General features: G+C 53.4%; 21 protein-coding genes. 8 read left to right on the forward strand and 13 right to left on the reverse strand.

All coding sequences use genetic code 11. The features are described from left to right. The first annotated feature begins 16 nt into the window (after positions 1-16). A complete protein-coding gene (gene cls, locus ABS784_RS11260; protein WP_015376075.1) occupies positions 17-1,207 on the forward strand; it encodes a cardiolipin synthase in 1,191 nt (396 codons plus the stop codon). A gap of 129 nt (positions 1,208-1,336) precedes the next feature. Here the strand turns inward: cls and ABS784_RS11265 are convergent, their stop codons facing one another. The 6 genes from ABS784_RS11265 to speE all read right to left on the reverse strand — a co-directional run bounded on the left by ABS784_RS11265 (position 1,337) and on the right by speE (position 6,167). After that, the gene (locus ABS784_RS11265; protein WP_013146634.1) at positions 1,337-1,504 is read right to left on the reverse strand and encodes a XapX domain-containing protein; all 168 of its coding nucleotides are present in this window, start codon (positions 1,502-1,504) and stop codon (positions 1,337-1,339) included. A 74-nt stretch (positions 1,505-1,578) separates the two neighbouring features. After that, positions 1,579-3,252, reverse strand: a complete 1,674-nt coding sequence (argS, locus tag ABS784_RS11270) for an arginine--tRNA ligase (RefSeq protein WP_011232868.1) — start codon at positions 3,250-3,252, stop codon at positions 1,579-1,581. Positions 3,253-3,255: 3 nt separating this feature from the next. Further along, positions 3,256-3,687, reverse strand: coding sequence for a YwiB family protein (locus tag ABS784_RS11275; protein ID WP_011232869.1), 432 nt, complete (start codon positions 3,685-3,687; stop codon positions 3,256-3,258). A gap of 254 nt (positions 3,688-3,941) precedes the next feature. After that, positions 3,942-4,319, reverse strand: a complete 378-nt coding sequence (locus ABS784_RS11280; protein ID WP_011232870.1) for a hypothetical protein — start codon at positions 4,317-4,319, stop codon at positions 3,942-3,944. 131 nt (positions 4,320-4,450) lie between these two features. Beyond that, positions 4,451-5,326: an agmatinase gene (gene speB, locus ABS784_RS11285; protein WP_014196976.1), complete on the reverse strand. Its 876-nt coding sequence runs from the start codon at positions 5,324-5,326 to the stop codon at positions 4,451-4,453. Between the two features lie 13 nt (positions 5,327-5,339). Then, positions 5,340-6,167, reverse strand: a complete 828-nt coding sequence (gene speE, locus ABS784_RS11290) for a polyamine aminopropyltransferase (RefSeq protein ID WP_014196977.1) — start codon at positions 6,165-6,167, stop codon at positions 5,340-5,342. Positions 6,168-6,423: 256 nt separating this feature from the next. Between speE and ABS784_RS11295 the strand changes: the two genes are divergently transcribed. Then, positions 6,424-8,469, forward strand: a complete 2,046-nt coding sequence (locus ABS784_RS11295) for a transglycosylase domain-containing protein (protein ID WP_015376077.1) — start codon at positions 6,424-6,426, stop codon at positions 8,467-8,469. Between the two features lie 131 nt (positions 8,470-8,600). Here ABS784_RS11295 and ABS784_RS11300 read toward each other — a convergent pair whose 3' ends face one another. Further along, entirely contained in the window at positions 8,601-9,116 is a 516-nt protein-coding gene (locus tag ABS784_RS11300; protein WP_014196979.1) for a YwhD family protein, read from the reverse strand. 19 nt (positions 9,117-9,135) lie between these two features. Continuing rightward, entirely contained in the window at positions 9,136-9,804 is a 669-nt protein-coding gene (locus ABS784_RS11305) for a site-2 protease family protein (protein ID WP_014196980.1), read from the reverse strand. 130 nt (positions 9,805-9,934) lie between these two features. Between ABS784_RS11305 and ABS784_RS11310 the strand changes: the two genes are divergently transcribed. Continuing rightward, positions 9,935-10,123 (forward strand): 2-hydroxymuconate tautomerase, encoded by a 189-nt coding sequence (locus ABS784_RS11310; RefSeq protein ID WP_014196981.1) that lies wholly within the window; start codon positions 9,935-9,937, stop codon positions 10,121-10,123. Positions 10,124-10,226: 103 nt separating this feature from the next. Further along, positions 10,227-11,528: an NCS2 family permease gene (locus ABS784_RS11315; protein ID WP_352512532.1), complete on the forward strand. Its 1,302-nt coding sequence runs from the start codon at positions 10,227-10,229 to the stop codon at positions 11,526-11,528. 183 nt (positions 11,529-11,711) lie between these two features. Here the strand turns inward: ABS784_RS11315 and ABS784_RS11320 are convergent, their stop codons facing one another. From ABS784_RS11320 to ABS784_RS11330, 3 genes are all read right to left on the reverse strand, one after another. Next, a complete protein-coding gene (locus tag ABS784_RS11320; protein ID WP_021321331.1) occupies positions 11,712-12,230 on the reverse strand; it encodes a YwgA family protein in 519 nt (172 codons plus the stop codon). Positions 12,231-12,243: 13 nt separating this feature from the next. After that, on the reverse strand, positions 12,244-13,542 hold the full coding sequence (locus tag ABS784_RS11325; RefSeq protein WP_021321330.1) for an HD domain-containing protein: 1,299 nt from the start codon (positions 13,540-13,542) through the stop codon (positions 12,244-12,246). A gap of 144 nt (positions 13,543-13,686) precedes the next feature. Further along, positions 13,687-13,914: a YuzB family protein gene (locus tag ABS784_RS11330; RefSeq protein ID WP_011232879.1), complete on the reverse strand. Its 228-nt coding sequence runs from the start codon at positions 13,912-13,914 to the stop codon at positions 13,687-13,689. Positions 13,915-14,089: 175 nt separating this feature from the next. Between ABS784_RS11330 and ABS784_RS11335 the strand changes: the two genes are divergently transcribed. After that, positions 14,090-14,743 (forward strand): RsfA family transcriptional regulator, encoded by a 654-nt coding sequence (locus ABS784_RS11335; RefSeq protein WP_014196985.1) that lies wholly within the window; start codon positions 14,090-14,092, stop codon positions 14,741-14,743. A 138-nt stretch (positions 14,744-14,881) separates the two neighbouring features. On the opposite strand, the gene lipL is transcribed toward ABS784_RS11335, so the two are convergent. Continuing rightward, the gene (gene lipL, locus ABS784_RS11340; protein ID WP_013146647.1) at positions 14,882-15,733 is read right to left on the reverse strand and encodes an octanoyl-[GcvH]:protein N-octanoyltransferase; all 852 of its coding nucleotides are present in this window, start codon (positions 15,731-15,733) and stop codon (positions 14,882-14,884) included. A gap of 123 nt (positions 15,734-15,856) precedes the next feature. Then, complete coding sequence (gene pta / locus ABS784_RS11345; protein WP_021321328.1) at positions 15,857-16,837, reverse strand: phosphate acetyltransferase; 981 nt, start codon at positions 16,835-16,837, stop codon at positions 15,857-15,859. A 255-nt stretch (positions 16,838-17,092) separates the two neighbouring features. Between pta and hemQ the strand changes: the two genes are divergently transcribed. From hemQ to gerQ, 3 genes are all read left to right on the forward strand, one after another. Continuing rightward, positions 17,093-17,839 (forward strand): hydrogen peroxide-dependent heme synthase, encoded by a 747-nt coding sequence (hemQ, locus tag ABS784_RS11350; protein WP_021321327.1) that lies wholly within the window; start codon positions 17,093-17,095, stop codon positions 17,837-17,839. 205 nt (positions 17,840-18,044) lie between these two features. Continuing rightward, positions 18,045-18,491 carry a cell wall hydrolase gene (locus ABS784_RS11355; RefSeq protein WP_011232884.1) on the forward strand — a complete coding sequence of 149 codons (447 nt, stop codon included), beginning with the start codon at positions 18,045-18,047 and terminating at the stop codon, positions 18,489-18,491. A gap of 18 nt (positions 18,492-18,509) precedes the next feature. After that, entirely contained in the window at positions 18,510-19,115 is a 606-nt protein-coding gene (gene gerQ, locus ABS784_RS11360) for a spore coat protein GerQ (protein ID WP_014196990.1), read from the forward strand. Positions 19,116-19,184: the final 69 nt, after the last annotated feature.

Genomic DNA, 19,184 nt, shown 5'->3' on the forward strand with positions numbered 1-19,184 from the left:
CATAGGAGGAGAAGATATGGTCGTCATTTCCGTCATTGCCATCGTATTGCTGCTTGTTTATCTTGATGACAAGCTTGGACAGTTCATCTTCCGCAATGGGCGCAAAAAAGTCGTCTACCCGGAGCGGAGAAGCGATATTTCCCTCTATATCAACGGCAGGCATTTATTTTCTGATTACTTCGCTGAACTAGGCCGCGCCCGCGATCATATTCACGTCTTGTTTTACATTATAAAAAATGACGAAACGAGCGCGCCATTTTTCCAGATTTTAAAGGAAAAAGCAGCTGCCGGCGTGAAAGTGCGAGTGTTGACCGATTGGATCGGCAGCTTTGGACTGCCGAAAGCGCTCATCCGTTCGCTCGAGGAAAGCGGGGTGGAGTTCGCCTATGCCCGAAAGCCGCGCTTTCCGTTTTTCATTTACCGCCTCAACCGCCGCAACCATCGGAAAATTACGGTCATCGACGGGCGGGTCGGCTACATCGGCGGTTTTAACATCGGCCGTGAATACAACGGAAAAGACGCCAACTTCGGCGAATGGCGCGATTACCACTTAAAAGTGAACGGCGAAGGGGTTCACGACTTGCAAGAACAGTTTTTGCACGACTGGGAAGAAGCAACGGGTCGGACGGTGCCTGACAAACATCGCTACTTCCCGCCGCTTCCGGCCGGCGCCATTCGCCATCAGCTCGTCGCCACCAACGGCGCTGCCCTTGAAGAACAGTTTATCGAGGTCATCCGCCAGGCGAAAAAAGAAATTATGATCGGCAGCCCATACTTCATCCCAAGCCGGCCGCTGTTTAACGAGCTGATGCAAGCGCTTCGGCGCGGGGTGCGTGTGACCGTCCTTGTGCCGCTGAAGGCGGACCATTTATTTGTCAAAGAGGCTGCCTATCCGTACTTTTATCGACTCTTGAAAGCCGGCGCGCGCATTTACCGCTTTTACCAAGGATTTTACCATGCAAAAACGCTCGTCATCGATGAGGAGTGGTGCGACGTCGGCACAGCAAATTTCGATCGGCGCAGCTTGTTTTTAAACAGCGAAATCAACTGCTATGTGTTTGACCGCGCGTTTACCCGCCTCGTCAAACGGGCGATCGAGCGCGATTTGTTGCGCGCCGAGCCGCTGACGGTCGACTTTTGGCAAAAACGTTCGCTTCTTGACCGCGGCAAACAGTCGATTTCCCAGCTCATCTCCGCCTGGCTTTGACCGGTCTGAAGTTCCATTTCCCTCCCAAGCAACAGAAGAAGCAAAAAAACCCGGCCGGCGCTTCCGGCGGCTTGATGCTGCCAAAATTGCGCCAACCGGGTTTTGTTCCCCGTTTGATCATGCAAGTGCTTACTTCCAAAACACCGTGAACCATTGAAACAACCGCATGCCGAGATACACCCCGACGATGCCGGCGATGCCGGCCAACGCCGGGGGAGCGGGAATCGGCAACCGAAGCAAGGTGAACAAAAAGCCGACAACGATGCCGGTGATGAGCGATAGTACAACTTCTTTCATTTGTTGATCCTCCACCACTGTTTTTCTTTAGAATGCCCAAACAAAAGAGGGAGCAGTCGCTCCCCCTCGTTCGTTTACATTTGTTCCGGCGCTGAAACGCCAATGAGCGCTAACGCATTTTGCAGCGTAATTTGCACCGCCTTGACAAGCGCGAGGCGGGCTTTTGTTTTTTCGATGTTGTCCAGATCAAGCACTTTTTCCGCGTTATAAAAGCTATGGAGCGCGGAAGCCAAATCGAATGCATAGGCGGTGACGCGATGCGGCATCCGCTTGAGCGCCGCCTCGGCGACGACATCGGGGAAATCGCCGAGCACTTTGAGCAGCTCGATTTCCTTTTCCGTTTCCACAAGATGGTGAAGCGCTAAGTCGCCGTCATAGGAAATGTGTTGTTCCTCCGCTTGGCGAAGAATGCTCGAAACGCGGGCGTGCGCGTATTGGACGTAGTAAACCGGGTTTTCATTCGACTGCGACACGGCCAAGTCCATGTCAAAATCCAAATGCGTATCGCCCGAGCGCATCGCAAAGAAATAGCGGACGGCATCGACGCCGACTTCTTCCATGAGCTCGCGCATCGTCACCGCCTTGCCGGTGCGCTTGCTCATTTTGACGCGCTCACCGTTTTGGTATAGGTTCACCATTTGAATGATTTCCACTTCAAGCGCCTCCGGATCATAACCGAGCGCAGCGATCGCCGCCTTCATGCGCGGAATGTAGCCGTGGTGGTCCGCCCCCCAAATGTTGATGAGCTTTTTGAACCCGCGCCGCAGCTTGTCTTGATGGTAGGCGATGTCCGGAAGCAAGTACGTATATGTGCCGTCCTGCTTAATTAAGACGCGGTCTTTGTCGTCCCCAAACGCCGTCGAACGGAACCATGTCGCCCCGTCCTGCTCGTAAATATAGCCGCGCTCGCGCAAAGTGGAAAGCGCTTCGTCGATTTTTCCGCTTTCATAGAGCGATGTTTCCGAATACCAGACGTCAAACGGCACACGGAAGTCGGCCAAGTCTTTTTTGATTTTTTCAAGCTCATAGCGGAGCCCATAGTCGCGGAAAAAGGCAAGCCTTTCTTCTTCCTCCATTTCGACAAACCGGTCGCCGTACTCTTCGGCAAGCTTTTTGCCGATTTCGACGATATCGTCGCCGTAATAGCCGTCCTCCGGCAACGGCATATCGACACCGAGCGCCTGAAAATAACGGGCTTCGACCGATTTCGCTAAATTGTAAATTTGCTTGCCGGCGTCATTAATATAGTATTCACGCGTCACGTCAAACCCGGCTTTCGCCAAAATGTTGCAAAGCGAATCGCCGACCGCCGCGCCGCGGGCATGACCTAAATGCAGGTCTCCGGTTGGATTGGCCGAGACGAACTCGACTTGCACTTTTTCCCCGTTGCCGACGTTCGATTCGCCATACGCTTGTCCCGCCTGCAAAATCGCCGGCACGACCGCCGTCAAATAGCGGTTGTCCATGTAAAAGTTAATAAACCCTGGCCCGGCGATCTCGATGCGGGCGACCGACATGCGTTCGCGGTCAAGCTGCCCGACGATGGCTTCGGCGATCGCCCGCGGCGGTTTTTTCGCGATGCGGGCGAGCTGCATGGCGATGTTCGTCGAGTAGTCGCCATGCGCCTTGTCGCGCGGCACCTCAAGCAGCACATCCGGCAGCTCGTCGGCCGAAGCCAGCCCTGCTCTTACCGCCGCCTGGCGGATTTCTTCTTTCATCTTTTCCTTGATTTGTCCGACAATGTTCACCGCTTATACCCCCTTAAATGTCAACGTCAACGTATGGCGCCCGCTTCGCTCATCGCCTAGCATCAGTTCATAGGAAAGAAAAAGCCGCCCCTTTTTCCGCTGCTCATCATAGTGAAACTCCATGGAGCTCGTTTTGGCCGCCAGCGCCCATCGTCCGAACGCTGTCCCATAATGGCCCGATGTTTCTTGGCGGCGGCGGAACGTTTGCCGCATCTCGACCGCTCCGGAACGAAGGACGGTCACCTCGTCAGGCGCGATTTTCACAATGTTGTTCACCCGCCCGAGTTCGTTTTCTTCGGCAAACTGCAAATAAACGGTTTCCCCTTTTATGTAATACGTGCCATCCGCCTCAAGCACAACCGTCTCTTGGCGCGGACCGTCGCGAATGACAGCCACTTGGCGGAGGCGCGCCGGGATGCCGTTTGTTTCCTTCATATCGATGAACACACCTTTGCGAACAAACAGTCATAATTCATAGTATAATGAACTGTTTCGCTCCATTCAAGAGGGGACAAACCCGATGGCAGATTTCCGCTCCAGTGGGCAAAAAAAGGGGCTGACCCAAAAGGTTGTTTTTCCTTAAACAAAACACAACATATCGTTTCTTAATGATTGTTTTATGCCTACATACGGTAATAAGAAAAGGTGTCCCGATCCTTTTGGGACACCCTCTTTGTTCCATCGGTATTTTATGATGACGCCCGAACATTTTTTAACACGTTAATAGCAAAAAGAATGACACCTATCACGACGAGCACCCCGCCAATCGCTGTCACCGGCACGAACGCTTCGTTGCCGTAAACGACGAAAATGAGACCGATCATCATGACCGGCAGGCCGATATTGTGCAGCCAGAAATGCACTTTCGCCCATTTCGTCGCCGCCGCTTGTGGAAATAAATGATAGATGATGCCAGCAAGCGTCAAGGCCGTCCAGCCAAGCAAGTTGATATGGACATGGACCGGGGTCAGCGCAAACGAATGGGTCATCGACATGCCAAGCCCCATACAGACGCCAATGACAAAGTACACAACGGAAATTTTGATCAGCTTCACGCCCATCTTCATTCCCCCTCTCCTTTTTCTGTAAATACATTACATATTATTACGCTCCGTACGCTCATATTCCTGCATCTTTTGTCCCACCAAAGAAAAAAGCGCCCTCGCAAACTTGCGATTTAGGCGCTTTTTCTCATTTTTCACTTCGCCACCCAGCCAAGCAGCATTTCTCTCACAAGCTTGCTCGCCGTATTGGCCGTTTGTTCGGAATGGTCGTAAATCGGTGCGACTTCCACCAAATCGGCGCCAACGACTCGCACGTCGGAGCGGGCGATCTCGTGAATGGCCGAAAGCAGCTCTTTTGACGTAATGCCGCCGGCATCGACCGTCCCAGTGCCTGGGGCATGAGCGGGATCAAGCACATCGATGTCAATCGTCACATACACCGGACGGCCAGCGAGCTTCGGCAACACGGAGCGGAGCGGTTCAAGCACCTCAAACTTGGCGATGTACATGCCGTTTTCTTTCGCCCATTCGAACTCTTCCTTCATGCCGGAGCGGATGCCGAACGAAAAGACATTCGTCGGGCCGATCAGGTCAGCGACCTTGCGGATTGGCGTCGCATGCGACAGCGGCTCGCCTTCGTAATGTTCGCGCAAGTCCGTGTGCGCATCCATATGAATGACGGCCAAATCCGGGTAGTATTCATACACCGCTTTCATGACCGGCCAGGAGACAAGATGCTCGCCGCCAAGGCCGAGCGGAAATTTGCCGGCGTCAAGCACCTTTTTCACGAACTGTTCAATCAGCTCCAAACTGCGGGCCGCATTGCCAAATGGCAGCGGAATGTCCCCAGCGTCAAAGTAGCGGATGTCTTTGAGTTCGCGGTCCAAATATGGGCTGTACTCCTCAAGCCCGATCGACACTTCGCGGATGCGGGCCGGGCCAAACCGTGAGCCAGGCCGGTAGCTGACCGTCCAGTCCATCGGCATCCCGTAAATGACGGCTTCGCTTTCTTCAAAATTCGGATGGCTGCCGATAAACACGTTGCCCGAATAGGCTTCATCAAATCGCATTGCCTGCGCCCCCTTACTTCGTTAAATCCGCGACAAATTTCGGCAAGACAAAACACGCTTTATGCAGCTCTTTCGTGTAATATTTCGTCTCAATGTCATGGAATCGGTCGTCGCTCACAGCGAGCGGGTCGTATTTTTTCGAGCCGAGCGTAAACGTCCAGAGCCCGCTCGGATACGTCGGAATGTTCGCCGTATACAAACGGGTGATCGGGAAAATTTCTTTCACATCGCGGTATACGTTGCGAATCAAATCGGCCTTAAACCACGGATTGTCCGTTTGGGCGACGAAAATGCCGTCTTCCTTCAACGCGTTGGCGATGCCGGCGTAAAACCCTTTTGTGAACAAGTTGACCGCTGGGCCGACCGGTTCGGTTGAGTCAACCATAATGACGTCATACTCGTTTTCGCTTTTGGCGATATGCATAAACCCGTCATCGACTTTCACTTCGACGCGCGGATCATCGAGTTTGCCGGCAATCTCCGGCAAGTAGGTTTTCGAGCACTCGATCACTTTGCCGTCAATTTCGACAAGCGTCGCTTTTTTGACGCTTGGGTGCTTCAGCACTTCACGAATGACGCCGCCGTCGCCGCCGCCGACGACAAGCACGTTTTCCGGATTGGGGTGGGTGAACAGCGGCACATGGGCGACCATTTCATGATAGACGAACTCGTCTTTTTGTGTTGTCATGACCATGCCGTCTAGAATGAGCATGTTGCCAAACTCCGCCGTTTCGACCATATCGAGCTTTTGGAACGGCGTCTGTTCTGTATGTAAAGTGCGGATGATGCGTGCGGTGATGCCAAAATGCTCCGTTTGCTTTTCGGTAAACCAAAGTTCCATCGGTAACATCCTTTCTCCGAGCGTTGCTTACTATACAAGTTTTCCTTAGCCAACGAAAAACTAAACATGAAAAAGTATAGAGCAATCTAGCAAAAATGCAAGAGGAACAAGTTTAAAATAAAAAATTTTTTTTCATACTGGTAAGAAAAAGCGGAAAACCTCGCTGGCGAAGCCTTGACAAAAGCAAGGCGGCGCATTCAGCCGGGCGTCCGCCCGCATGTCTAAAACAACGCCAAAACCGTTGAGGTGATGCGCAATGGAACCGATCCCGGGCAGCCGTTTTCGCGGCACGTGGAAATATGTGCGCGCCGCCGTCTTTATCGGCTTTTTTCTCGTCATCTTTGCCTTCGCCGCTCTCGGGAGCTTTGTGTTGTTCGCGAAAATCGAAGGCGCCCCGCCGGTCGCCGTGCCGCAGACGACGATTTTTTATGCCGCTGACGGCAGCAAAATCGGGGAAAGCGACCATGGTCAAAAACGCTATTGGGTTCGGCTCAAAGACATGTCCCCGCACATCATCGAAGCGACGATCGCCGTTGAAGACCGGAAGTTTTACGAACATCACGGGTTTGATTTGAAGCGAATCGCCGCCGCCATCATTGCGAATGTCGAGGCGATGGCAAAAGTCGAAGGGGCGAGCACGATCACCCAGCAGTATGCGCGCAACTTGTTTTTGACGCATGAAAAAACGTGGTCGCGAAAAATCCAGGAAGCGTTGTACACCATCCGGCTTGAAGCCAACTACAGCAAAGATCAAATTTTGGAAGGCTATTTGAATACGATTTACTACGGCCATGGCGCCTACGGGATTGAGGCGGCAGCCCGCTACTATTTCGGCAAGCACGCGAGCGAGCTGACGCTCAGCGAGGCAGCCATGCTCGCCGGCATTCCGAAAGGGCCGTATTACTACTCGCCGTTTGTCAATGAACAGCGTGCGAAAGCGCGGCAAAAAATCGTGCTCACCTCCATGGTGGAAGCCGGCTACATCAGCCGCCAAGAAGCGGAGCAGGCGTACCGCGACAAACTCGTCTACGCCCGGCACCGGGAACAAGAGCAGCCGATCGCTCCGTATTTTCAAGATGTCGTCAAACAGCAGTTGCGCACGAAACTCGGCCTGGATGAGCGGACGATCGAGCTTGGGGGGCTGCGCGTCTATACGACGCTGGATCCGCGTCTGCAACGGATTGCCGAAGAGCAAATCCGTCGCATCATCGATCCGCACTCTGCCATTCAAGCGGCGCTTGTGGCGATGGATCCACACACCGGGGAAGTAAAGGCGCTCGTCGGCGGACGCAACTACGAAGAGAGCCCATTCAACCGGGCCGTGCAGGCGGAACGCCAGCCAGGGTCGACATTTAAGCCGTTTTTGTATTACGCGGCGATCGAGCAAGGATTCACCCCATCGACCCAACTGCGCAGCGAGCTGACGACATTTACGTTTAACGGCGGCCGATCGTCGTACACCCCCCATAATTACAATGACTACTATGCCAACGGCCCGATCACGCTCGCCGAGGCGCTCGCCGTATCCGACAACGTCTTTGCGGTGAAAACGCTCCAGTTCATCGGCGCCGACAAACTCGTCGACACAGCGAAAGCGCTCGGCATCACAAGCAGATTGAAAGCAGTGCCGTCGTTGGCGCTCGGCACCTCGCCCGTGAAAGTGATCGACATGGTGGCCGCGTACAGCACGCTGGCCAACTACGGCAAACAAACCGAACCGGTGTTTATTCAAAAAGTCGTGGATGCAAACGGAAACGTGCTATATGAACATAAGCCGGAGAGCCGGCAAGTGCTCGACCGCGACGCGGCGTTTGTGACGACCCATTTAATGACCGGGATGTTCGACCCGAAGTTAAACGGCTATACAACCGTCACCGGGCAGTCAATCATCGATGACATCACGCGTCCGTACGCCGGCAAGTCGGGAACGACGAAAACGGACAGTTGGATGATCGGGTTCGCCCCGCAACTAGTCGCCGGCGTCTGGACCGGCTACGATCGCGGAGAAACGATGGATCGTCCTGCGGAAAGGCAATATGCCAAACAAATATGGGTTCACTTTATGGAACAAAGCCTCGCTGGCGAACCGAAAAAATCGTTCAAACCGACCAAAGGCGTCATCGGCGTCTACATCGACCCGCAAAACGGCAAGCTGGCCACCGACTCCTGTCCGGTGAAACGAAAAACGTACTATCTCATCGGTACAGAACCGACCGACTATTGCACCGACCATTTGGAAAAGAAAAAGAAGAAAAAAGAAGACAATCAAAGCTGGTTCGAGAAATGGTTCCCATGGTTTTAAACAAGAAAATCCCCTGCGTATGCACGCAGGGGATTTTCTTGTCCTAGTTTTCCTGTGTTATACATGTAGATTTAGTTTATCCTTTTTTTCACACAAGAACAAGCCCTTGCCCATATCTTTTCACAAAACCGTCACATTTCCACTTCCAAATCTTGTTTCAGCTTGTCGCTCGAACGGTTCCACATCCCAATGTCGTGCCCTTTCAAAAAGTCGGCGAGCACCCGTTTTGATTTCGCGTCCATATGATCGACAATAATGTGCCGCTTTAGCGATTTATCGAGCCGGTTCACATGTTCCGGCAATAACTTATAGCCGCGGCGCGCCTCACGGTCGATCGTCATTTCGCACGCCGTCACCCCGGCGTAATACGGGCCGTCCTCGCGTCGTTCAATCGTCACCCAGACGATCCAATACGGCTTGCCGTTTGGCACGGCGGAACGGTCGGGCAAAAACTTGATGCCGCGCTCGACGGCGCTGCGCGCATGCATCGCCCCCATATCGACGAACGCTTCGCCCGCTTCGACGTCAATGATGACCGGCGAAACGTTTTCTAAGCTCAACGCCCCGGCGCCAAAGCCGCGGTGCCCGTCGGTCGGATCGTCTTTGATGATATTAAAGCCGATGTTTTTTTTCTTTTTTTGCTCCATTCCGCTTGTTCCTCCTTCCTTACATAAACAAATTGGCGACCAACGACTGCAAGTTTTCCAATACAAACGGCAGCGCCACTTGAAACACCGGCTCAATCGTATAGCGGTCAAGCGGCGTGAGCACAAGGATGAGAAAAATGAGCGCCCCGTAGCTTTCCCATTGCGTCATTTTCGCCCGCAGCCCATCCGGGGCCAAGTCTTCAATAATACGATACCCATCAAGCGGCGGAAACGGCAATAAATTAAACAAAAACAAGACAGCGTTCAAGCTGATAAAAATTTGGAAAAACAGATCAAACCCGGCCGCAAACCAATCCGGCAGCGCCCGCATGAGGCCGAAATCGATCATCGCGTACCAAATGACAAATCCAAGCGCGGCAAGCACGAGGTTGCTCAGCGGTCCGGCAACCGACACGAGAATGCCGGCAAGGCGCGGATTTTTGAAATAAAAGCGATTGACTGGCACCGGGCGCGCCCAGCCAAACCCTGCGAGAAAGATAAGCAGGGTGCCAAGCAAATCCAAATGGGCAAACGGTGATAACGTCAGCCGCCCTTGATTTTTCGCCGTCGGATCGCCGAACTTGTAAGCAACGTAGGCATGGGCGAACTCATGCACGGAAAATGCTAACGCCAGCGTCAAGAGCACGTACGGAATTTCACTTAACGAATACGGCAAAATTCGATCCACTTCATAAACTCCTTTTCCCTATATTCACTATCTTTAGTATACATGATTAGCAGAAAAAAGTGGACTGAACTTCCTCATCCCGTGGTATAATAAGCGCGACAGCACTCGACAATGAAATGGGGGGACAACCGTGCCGTACGTAACGATCAAAATGCTCGCCGGCCGCACGGATGAACAGAAGAAAGCGCTTGTTGAAAAAGTGACGGACGCCGTCGTCGAGACGACAGGGGCGAAACGGGAGAGCGTTGTCGTATTCATTGAAGAAATGACGAAAGACCATTATGCGATCGCCGGAAAACGGCTGAGCGACACAGAGTGACACAAGAGCGGGGGCGCATGAAGCGCTCCCGTTGCATTTTTAGGGAAAAACGAATATTATTTATAATGGTTTCTGACATTGTTCGTTTTTTAGGAGGTGGCCCATGATTCGTTTCGCAGAGAAACAGACTGACCGCAAAACGGAATTTCTCGCTGGCCTGACGACTTTTTTCACCATGGTGTACATCATCGTCGTCAATCCGGTCATCTTATCAGATGCCGGCGTCCCGTTTGAACAGGCGTTCACCGCCACCGTCATCGCGACCGTCGTCGGCACGCTATGGATGGCCATCTTTGCCAACTATCCGATCGCCATCGCGCCCGGCATGGGGCTGAACGCCTATTTCGCCTATTCCGTCGTCGGCTCGCACGGCGGCATTTCGTACGAAACCGCGTTTTCCGCCGTGTTTGTGGCAGGAATGTTGTTTTTGCTGCTGTCGCTCACCCCGCTCCGCAGCAAGCTGATCGAAGTGATCCCTGACAGCTTAAAACACGGCATCACCGCCGGCATCGGGCTGTTTATCGCCTTTATCGGCCTGCGGCTGACCGGAATCATCCAAGCCCATCCGCAAAATTTGGTCGCGCTTGGCAACTTGCATGCCCCGTCGGCCGTGTTGACGCTCATCGGCCTGGCGGTGACGCTCATTCTGATGATGCGCGGCGTCAACGGCGCCCTGTTTTACGGCATGGTCGTCACCGGCATCATCGCCTATGCGACCGGGCAACTTCACTTTGACAAAGGCATCGTCTCGCTGCCGTCGCTGCCAGAAGGGCTGATCATTACCAATCCATTCGCGGCCATCGGGGACGTCATCGGCCATAGTTTGTACGCGGTCGTCTTCTCCTTTTTGCTCGTCACACTCTTTGATACGACCGGCACAATGATCGGCGTCGCCCAGCAAGCCGGACTGATGAAAGGGAACACGCTGCCGCGCGCCCGCGAGGCGCTGTTGGCAGACTCGGTCGCGACGACTATCGGCGCCATGTTTGGCACAAGCCCGACATCAGCGTACATCGAGTCATCAACCGGCGTCGCCGCTGGCGGACGCACCGGCTGGACGGCGCTCACCGTCGCTGTCCTGTTTGTCATCGCGGCCTTTTTCAGCCCGCTGGTCGGCGCGGTCGCCGGGTTATCGGCCATCACCGCCCCGGCGCTCATCATCGTCGGGAGCTTGATGATCAGCAATATCGCCCATATTTCGTGGCATCAGCTCGACGAGGCGTTCCCGGCCTTTCTCATCATCTTAAGCATGCCGCTCACCTCCAGCATCGCGACCGGCATCGCGCTCGGCTTCATCTCGTACCCGCTCTTAAAAATCGCCCGCGGCCGCTGGCGCGATGTGCCGTTGCTGCTGTACGTGCTGGCGGTGCTGTTCTTTTTGCAGCTGGCGTTTTTGCCGCATTAACCAAAAAGAAGAAGGAGGTGTCCCAAAAGGATCGGGACACCCTCTTTCGTCTCTATATATACGCACTAACCGCTTCTTTCGCACTATATTTTGTGTCTATCCTGAAGACAGACGGCTTTTTGGGTCAGCCCCTTTTCGTCTATGGCCAACTGATGATACGTTGAAGCAGCTTTTTCCGCCCGCCTACACGCGAGTTTTGTTGTGGCATCGGCTGCGCAGCGCCTCAATGTACGCGTACGCCTCATCGATTTCTTCTTCCGTATAGCGCTGCTTGCTTTTTAACACCGCAATTTTCTCTTTCACTTCGTCTTTCGGCAAATGTTCAAAATAAAGTACGGTGGACACAAGTTCCAAAAAACGGGCATTTTGTTCGTTCATCGCTTGCATGCATTCGGCAAGACCCGGCATGTCCCAGTCATAATGGCGCAAAAACTGTTCGCCCGCTTCGGTCAATGTATAGCGATATTGCATATAACCGCTCTTTTTCTCTTTCACTTCATGCAAAAAGCCGAGCGCGCACAACTCTTCGATGCGGCATGTCAGCTCTTCCGAATACGGGCCGTAAAAGTGGAAATCGAATTTCTCGTAAAACGGAAAGTCGAGCTTTTTCGCGATGTAGATCATTTTTTGCAGCTTTTTGCGGCCGGCAATTTCCCCGGCGGCCGCCAACGCCTTCATTACTTTCGCATGCTCTGTGAGCACTCTCCGTCATCTCCTAACCCTTTAAAATTTCCATAATCTTTTTCTTCACTGTCCGCTTCGTCGACAAGTCTTCCAGGAAATCAGCTGGGAAATACAGCTTATGGTCGGTGCGCCGTTTCCCGGAAATGGCGTCAACGAGCACCGATTCGCGCGACAGCTCGCGAAGCTCCCCGTTTGGCATCAACAAATAAATCGGCAGGCGCTCTCCTTCCTCGCCCGGCCGGTAAAAGTCATACGGCAAATCGGACGACGAATCGACGACCAAGTAGTAGTCCGGGTCAATCCCTGCTTTTTGAAACAAACCGGTCAGCTCAATGAGCTTCGCCATTTGCTCGTTCGTCGGATGGAACTCCGTATATTTGAACAGGCGGCGGCGGACAAACCGCTGGCACAGATCGCTTAAAATCGGATCCCGTTCGTATTGCCATTGCTGGAAGTAAAACAAGATGACTGCCTCATCCAGCGCCAAGTAATCGCCAAGCGGCGCGTTTCCCGCAAAAAACGACAAAAAGTGAACCGGCTTCGTCTGAAAACGATACCCCTCTTCATACAGCTTTTTCGCCCGATGCAAAATTTTCGTCAAAATGACTTCCGCACTGCGCGTCACGGGATGAAAGTACACTTGCCAGTACATTTGGTAGCGGCTCATGATGTAATCCTCGACCGCATGCATGCCGCTCCGCTTAATGACGACTTGGTCTTCGCGCGGACGCATGACGCGCAAAATGCGCTCCATGTCAAAATAGCCGTAGCTGACGCCGGTGTAGTAGGCATCGCGCAACAAATAATCCATCCGGTCGGCGTCAATTTGGCTCGAAATGAGGCTCACAACAAGCTTGTTCGGGTACGTTTTGGCGATCACTTCAGCGACCCTTCGCGGAAAATCGTCATCCACTTGGCGAAGTGCGGCGTTCACTTCTGTATCGCCTAAAATGATGGCCTGTGTAAAATCTTCGTGGTCGAGGCGAAACACCTTCTCAAATGAATGGGAAAACGGGCCGTGCCCTAAATCGTGCAAGAGCGCCGCGCATAGGCAAAGAAGGCGCTCGCTATGATCCCAATGATCGCGGCCGACAAACACGTCGTCAATGATGCGGCGGATGATTTCGTAAACGCCGAGCGAATGGTTAAACCGGCTGTGCTCGGCGCCGTGAAACGTCAAATATGTCGTGCCGAGCTGCTTGATGCGGCGCAGGCGCTGAAATTCTTTTGTGCCGATCAAATCCCAAATCACTTTGTCGCGAACATGTATGTATCGGTGCACCGGATCTTTAAACACTTTTTCTTCGTCAAGCTGCCCGCCGGAATACATCGCATCCTCCTCTTCCGTCTCCAACATACATCTATTATACGCCGTTTCTTTTGGCAAAGAAATAGTTGACTTTTTTCTCCGTCTTTCTCCATTATTGACGGAAAAAACAAAAAATCACCTTCTTTCGGCAAAGAAGGTGATCGGTTATCGCTTTTTCAACCTTTCAGCAATTTTATCAATCAGTTCGTCTTCCGTCAGCGCCGCCACCGGACGGTTGTTGACGAAAGCAAACGTCTTTTTCCGCCCTGGGCCGCAATACGACTGGCAGCCGATTTTGATGACCGCATCCGGATCAAGCTTTTTGAGGCGCGGAATCAATGTTTTTAAATTCGGCGCCTTGCAGTCGTCGCAAACGCGAAACTCATTCGCCATCACTCGTCATCCCTTTCCGCAGCGTTTGCTTTGTGTATTCTACCGCTTTCGTGAGAAAATTGCAAGTTGGCATGCTTTCACCCTTGTAATTTGCCAATCCCATAAACTTGCAACGTATAATTTTTTTCCTTTTGGTCCACCCTTTTACTAGCATGGGAAAAAGGAGTGGAGAACAATGAAACAACGGCAAGACGCTTGGACGGAAGAAGACGATTTATTGTTGGCAGAGACCGTATTGCGCCATGTGCGTGAAGGGAGCACCCAGCTGAACGCGTTTGAAGAAGTCGGCGACAAGCTAAATCGGACATCGGCCGCCTGTGGCTTTCGCTGGAATGCCGTCGTCCGCCATCAGTACGAAGAAGCGCTGCAGCTGGCGAAAAAGCAGCGAAAAGAGCGGCTGCGGCTGCTGGCCAAACAAGGCGGCGCGAAAAAGCGGCGCCTGTATGAACCACCGATGCCGTCATTGGAGGAGTTGGGCGATGTGATGCAGCTGCCAGCTGTCGTCCCATCCTCTCCGCCGCAACAAGTGACGCTTGATCAAGTGATCGCTTTTTTAAAAACGTTCCAATCCCATGAGCGGAAACGGGAGGCGCTGATCAAAGAAAACGAGCGGCTGCGCCGCGAAATTGACGAACTAAAGCAAAAAAATAAAGAACTTGAAGAAAAGGTTGCTAAATTAGAAGAAAATTCGTCGACCGTCCAAGAAGATTTTGAGACGCTCGTGAAAATCATCAACCGAGCGCGCAAAATGGTGTTAAAAGAGGAAGAAGAGCGGGGGCTGACCTTCCGCATGGACCCGAACGGCAACTTGGAAAAAATCGCGGAGTAAATAAAATAAGGATGCCCTGTCCATGGCTGCGCCTTGATCGCACTCTCTCCGGTGCGGCCGAGACACGGAGCATCCTTTTTGTCCGCCGGCGGCGTCAGGCGATGAACGCAGGCTCTTGCTGCTGGGCGGACCGCCCCCTTATTCTCCTGCTAGGAGCTCGCCCTTGAGCGCCGTTTCATTCCGCTCGACGATGCGCGCCCAATACTGCTCATACCAATTCCATTCGCCGTTCTCGAGGGCAGACGAATATAGCTCGCCGCCAAACGACTGCAGCGTGCGCCAAAGGGCGACAAGCAGCTCATCGATCGACAACTCGCAGCCGAGAAGCTCAGACAGCGACGCCATGACAGCTGGGACAACATCGGGGTAGGCGAATTTCGTTTTCTCTCCTTGGCGGCCGAGCTCATAAAAGCGGCGAATCAGCTCAGCCCGCGCGGCTCCGCTCCCGTTGACGCAAAGGTAGATTTGCACGGCAACGCCGCCGCGCACCCGACGTTGCGAAATGCCGGCAAATTTTTTGCCGCCAATGCTCAAGTCATAGCTCCCCGGGCAATACGAACCGACGATTTCCCCCGCCTCAACGCGGGCGCCGTATGAGGCAAGCATGGCGGCCATGAGCGCGTACATCGCCTCATACCCTTGCTCGATGGCAATCGTGTTTTTCGTTTCCGGAAAAATGAGCGAAATATTCAACACCCCGCTGTCAAGGACAACGGCCAACCCGCCGGAATTGCGGACGACGACGCGATACCCTTCCTGGCGCAAAAACGAAATGGCCTCATCGATGTACGGAAGCTTCGTATCAGCGGCGCCTAAGACGACGGTATTCTCATGCACCCACGTGCGGACGACCGCATCCGACTGTCCCGCACCAACCGCGGTGCATAATGCATCATCGATGGCAAACGATTGTTTCGCATCAAACAGCGGACCGAAATGCGACTGGTCGATGACCCGCCATTTCGGCTGCCGCAGCAATTCATGGCCCATCGCGAGCAACCCCTTGCATAGATCATTCCAACTCTATTCATTATAACATAATCGCCATTAGCAAATGGCGCAAAAAGGACAAGGGGCGCATGCCTCCCTCGTTTTTATCGAGCGGCAGCCCCGTCACTCCCCAAGCGACTGGGCAGCGGTGATGAGCGCGAGCTTGTAGGCGTCTTCGGCGCTGCAGCCGCGCGATAGGTCGTTCACCGGTTTGTTCAGCCCTTGCAAAATCGGGCCGACCGCTTCAAAACCGCCGAGGCGCTGGGCGATTTTGTAGCCGATGTTGCCTGCCTCAAGGCTCGGGAAAATAAAGACATTTGCGTCCCCTTGAATGACCGAGTCCGGCGCTTTCTTTTTCGCCACCTCTGGCACAAACGCGGCGTCAAATTGAAACTCACCGTCTAGGATCAGATCCGGCGCCATTTCCTTCGCCAACCGCACCGCCTCAACGACTTTTTCCGTCTCCGGCGACGAGGCCGACCCTTTCGTGGAAAAGCTTAACAGCGCCACGCGCGGCTTAAGGCCGAACATTTTCGCCGTCTGCGCGCTCTCGACCGCAATTTCAGCCAAATCTTGGCTGTTAGGAGCAATGTTGATGGCGCAATCGGCAAACACATATTTTTCGTCGCCGCGCACCATGATGAACACGCCGGACGTTTTGCGAACGCCTGGCTTCGTTTTAATGATTTGCAAGGCTGGTCGGACCGTATCCGCCGTCGAATGTGCCGCCCCGCTGACGAGGCCGTCGGCCGCTCCCGTATAAACGAGCATCGTACCGAAATAGTTTTCATCGAAAAGCAACTCGCGCGCCGTTTCTTCTGTCACTTTCCCTTTGCGCCGCTCCACAAACGCCGAAACCAGCTCATCAAACCCGCCATAGCGGCGCGGGGTGACAATCTCCACCCCTTCAAGCGGCAAGCCAAGCGCCGCGGCTTTCACCCGCACAGCTTGCTCATCGCCAAGGACGATCGGCTGCAGCACTTGCTCCGTCGCCAAACGGCTCGCCGCCGTTAAGATGCGGTCATCGGTTCCCTCGGGAAACACGATTTTTCGACCCGTACCGGTTACTTTCGCTTTTAATGCCGTAAATAAATCGGTTGTCACGATCCAATCCTCCTTATGCTAGGCCAGCCTGCCCCGGTTAAAGCGCACCCGGCTCATTTCGGCATCCACAAGCCATTTCCACTATTAAGCATACCGCTTCTCGCCAGAAACGCAACGCAGGTAAGCCTTTACAACAAATAATTCACCTTTTGCCACAATTCAGTCTACTTCCACTTTGATACGCTGATAGCCGCTTTTTTGGGCAAACTGTGATATAGTGATTACTGTACAATTTGTTGATAAGGAGTGACGATGATGAGCGAAGCGGCCCAAACGTTGGACGGTTGGTATTGTTTGCACGATTTCCGCACGATCGACTGGAGCGCGTGGAAAACACTGCCGAACGAAGAGCGCGAGGCAGCGATCAGTGAGTTTTTAGCGCTTGTCGACCAATGGGAGACGACTGAAAGCGAGAAGCAAGGAAGCCATGCCGTCTACACGATCGTCGGGCAAAAAGCCGATATTTTGTTCATGATTTTGCGGCCGACGCTGGATGAGCTGCATGAAATCGAAACAGCGCTTAACAAAACGAAACTCGCCGACTATTTATTACCTGCGTATTCGTACGTTTCGGTCGTGGAGTTGAGCAACTACTTGGCGTCCGGCAGCGAAGATCCGTACCAAATTCCAGAGGTGCGCCGCCGTTTGTATCCGATTTTGCCGAAAACGAACTACATTTGCTTCTACCCGATGGACAAGCGGCGCCAAGGCAACGACAACTGGTACATGTTATCGATGGAACAGCGACGCGAACTCATGCGCGCCCACGGCATGACCGGCCGAAAGTACGCCGGCAAAGTGACGCAAATCATCACCGGCTCCGTCGGCTTGGATGATTTTGAATGGGGCGTCACCTTGTTTTCGGATGATGCACTCCAGTTCAAAAAGCTCGTATATGAAATGCGCTTTGACGAAGTGAGCGCCCGCTTTGGCGAATTTGGCTCATTTTTCGTCGGCACCCGGCTGCCGGTGGAAAAGGTGCCTTCTTTCCTCCATGTATGAAGCAAAGCCCCGAACGATACGGGGCTTTGCTTCGTTTTCGCTGCTTTTTGGACAATCATCCCGCTTTTCTGTCATATGCGGCCTGACCGCTCCATACACATAAAAACAGAAAATCTCTTCAGAAACATTCTATTCGTGTGTCACCATTTTCTTGTTCCACCAATAGCCTATTACTGTCGAAATTCACAACGACTGAGGTGACGATATGGGTCAGATCGCTCCCTCCATTGTAGCCCACACAGAAGAGGAAGTAAAGTTGTTGGCTCGGCTCATGCGAGCTGAAGCGGAAGGAGACGGGCGGCTTGGGATGCTCATGGTCGGCAACGTCGGCGTCAACCGCGTCATCGCCGACTGCCTTGACTTCCGCGGCATCCGCTCTATCCGGCAAATGGTGTTTCAAAGCCCGGGCGGTTTTGAGGCGGTGCAAAAAGGGTACTTTTACCAACGGGCGCGCGAAGTGGACATCGGCCTAGCCCGCCAAGTGCTCCGCGGTTGGCGCTACCACCCAGCGACAAACGCCCTTTGGTTTTTTAAACCACCTGAAGGCCAACCGTGCCCACCGCAATGGTTTGGCCAGTGGAACGTCGGCCGCTACAAATCGCATTGCTTTTTTGCACCGACTCCATCCGACTGCCCACGCGTCTATTCTTAATATTGAGGAGGGTTCTTTATGCCGAACAATCCAGAAAATCAATTTTATCCACCTGATGAGGAGCAACAATCATTTTATTATTCGCCGTTCGGTCAAGAACGGCAACAACCGTATGCATCCTATCCATACGGCTATCCGTATCCGCAGCCGTACTATCCGGCGGCGTACCCGTATTATTACTATCCGCAAGCGGCTGCCGCTCCAACCGTGACGCCGGCGACAGCCGCCGCTCCGACGTTCGGTTTGCAGGCGCCGACGTTCACGGCCCCGACACCGACGCCGACCACCGCCGCTGCGCCTGCGGCGGCAGGAGCGGCGATCCCGGGGATGCTGCCGCTCGAAGAGTCGTACATTGAAAACATTTTGCGGTTAAACAAAGGGAAAGTCGCTACCATCTATGCGACGTTTGAAAACAACCGTGAGTGGAATGCCAAGGTGTTTCGCGGCGTCATTGAAGCGGCTGGACGTGACCATGTCATTTTAAGCGACCCACAAACAGGCACACGCTATTTGATCCCGATGATTTACCTCGATTATGTCACGTTTGAAGGAGAAATCGCCTACGAATATCCGTTTGCCGGCGCTACAGCCGCAACACCGCTTGCTACGTATTCTCCACGCTAAACGGAAAAACTGTCTTTTGACAAGAAGGTTGCCGATGGCAACCTTCTTTTTTTGGTTGACGTGATGGCC

Source organism: Geobacillus sp. G4 (assembly GCF_040327975.1).
GTDB lineage: Bacteria > Bacillota > Bacilli > Bacillales > Anoxybacillaceae > Geobacillus > Geobacillus thermoleovorans.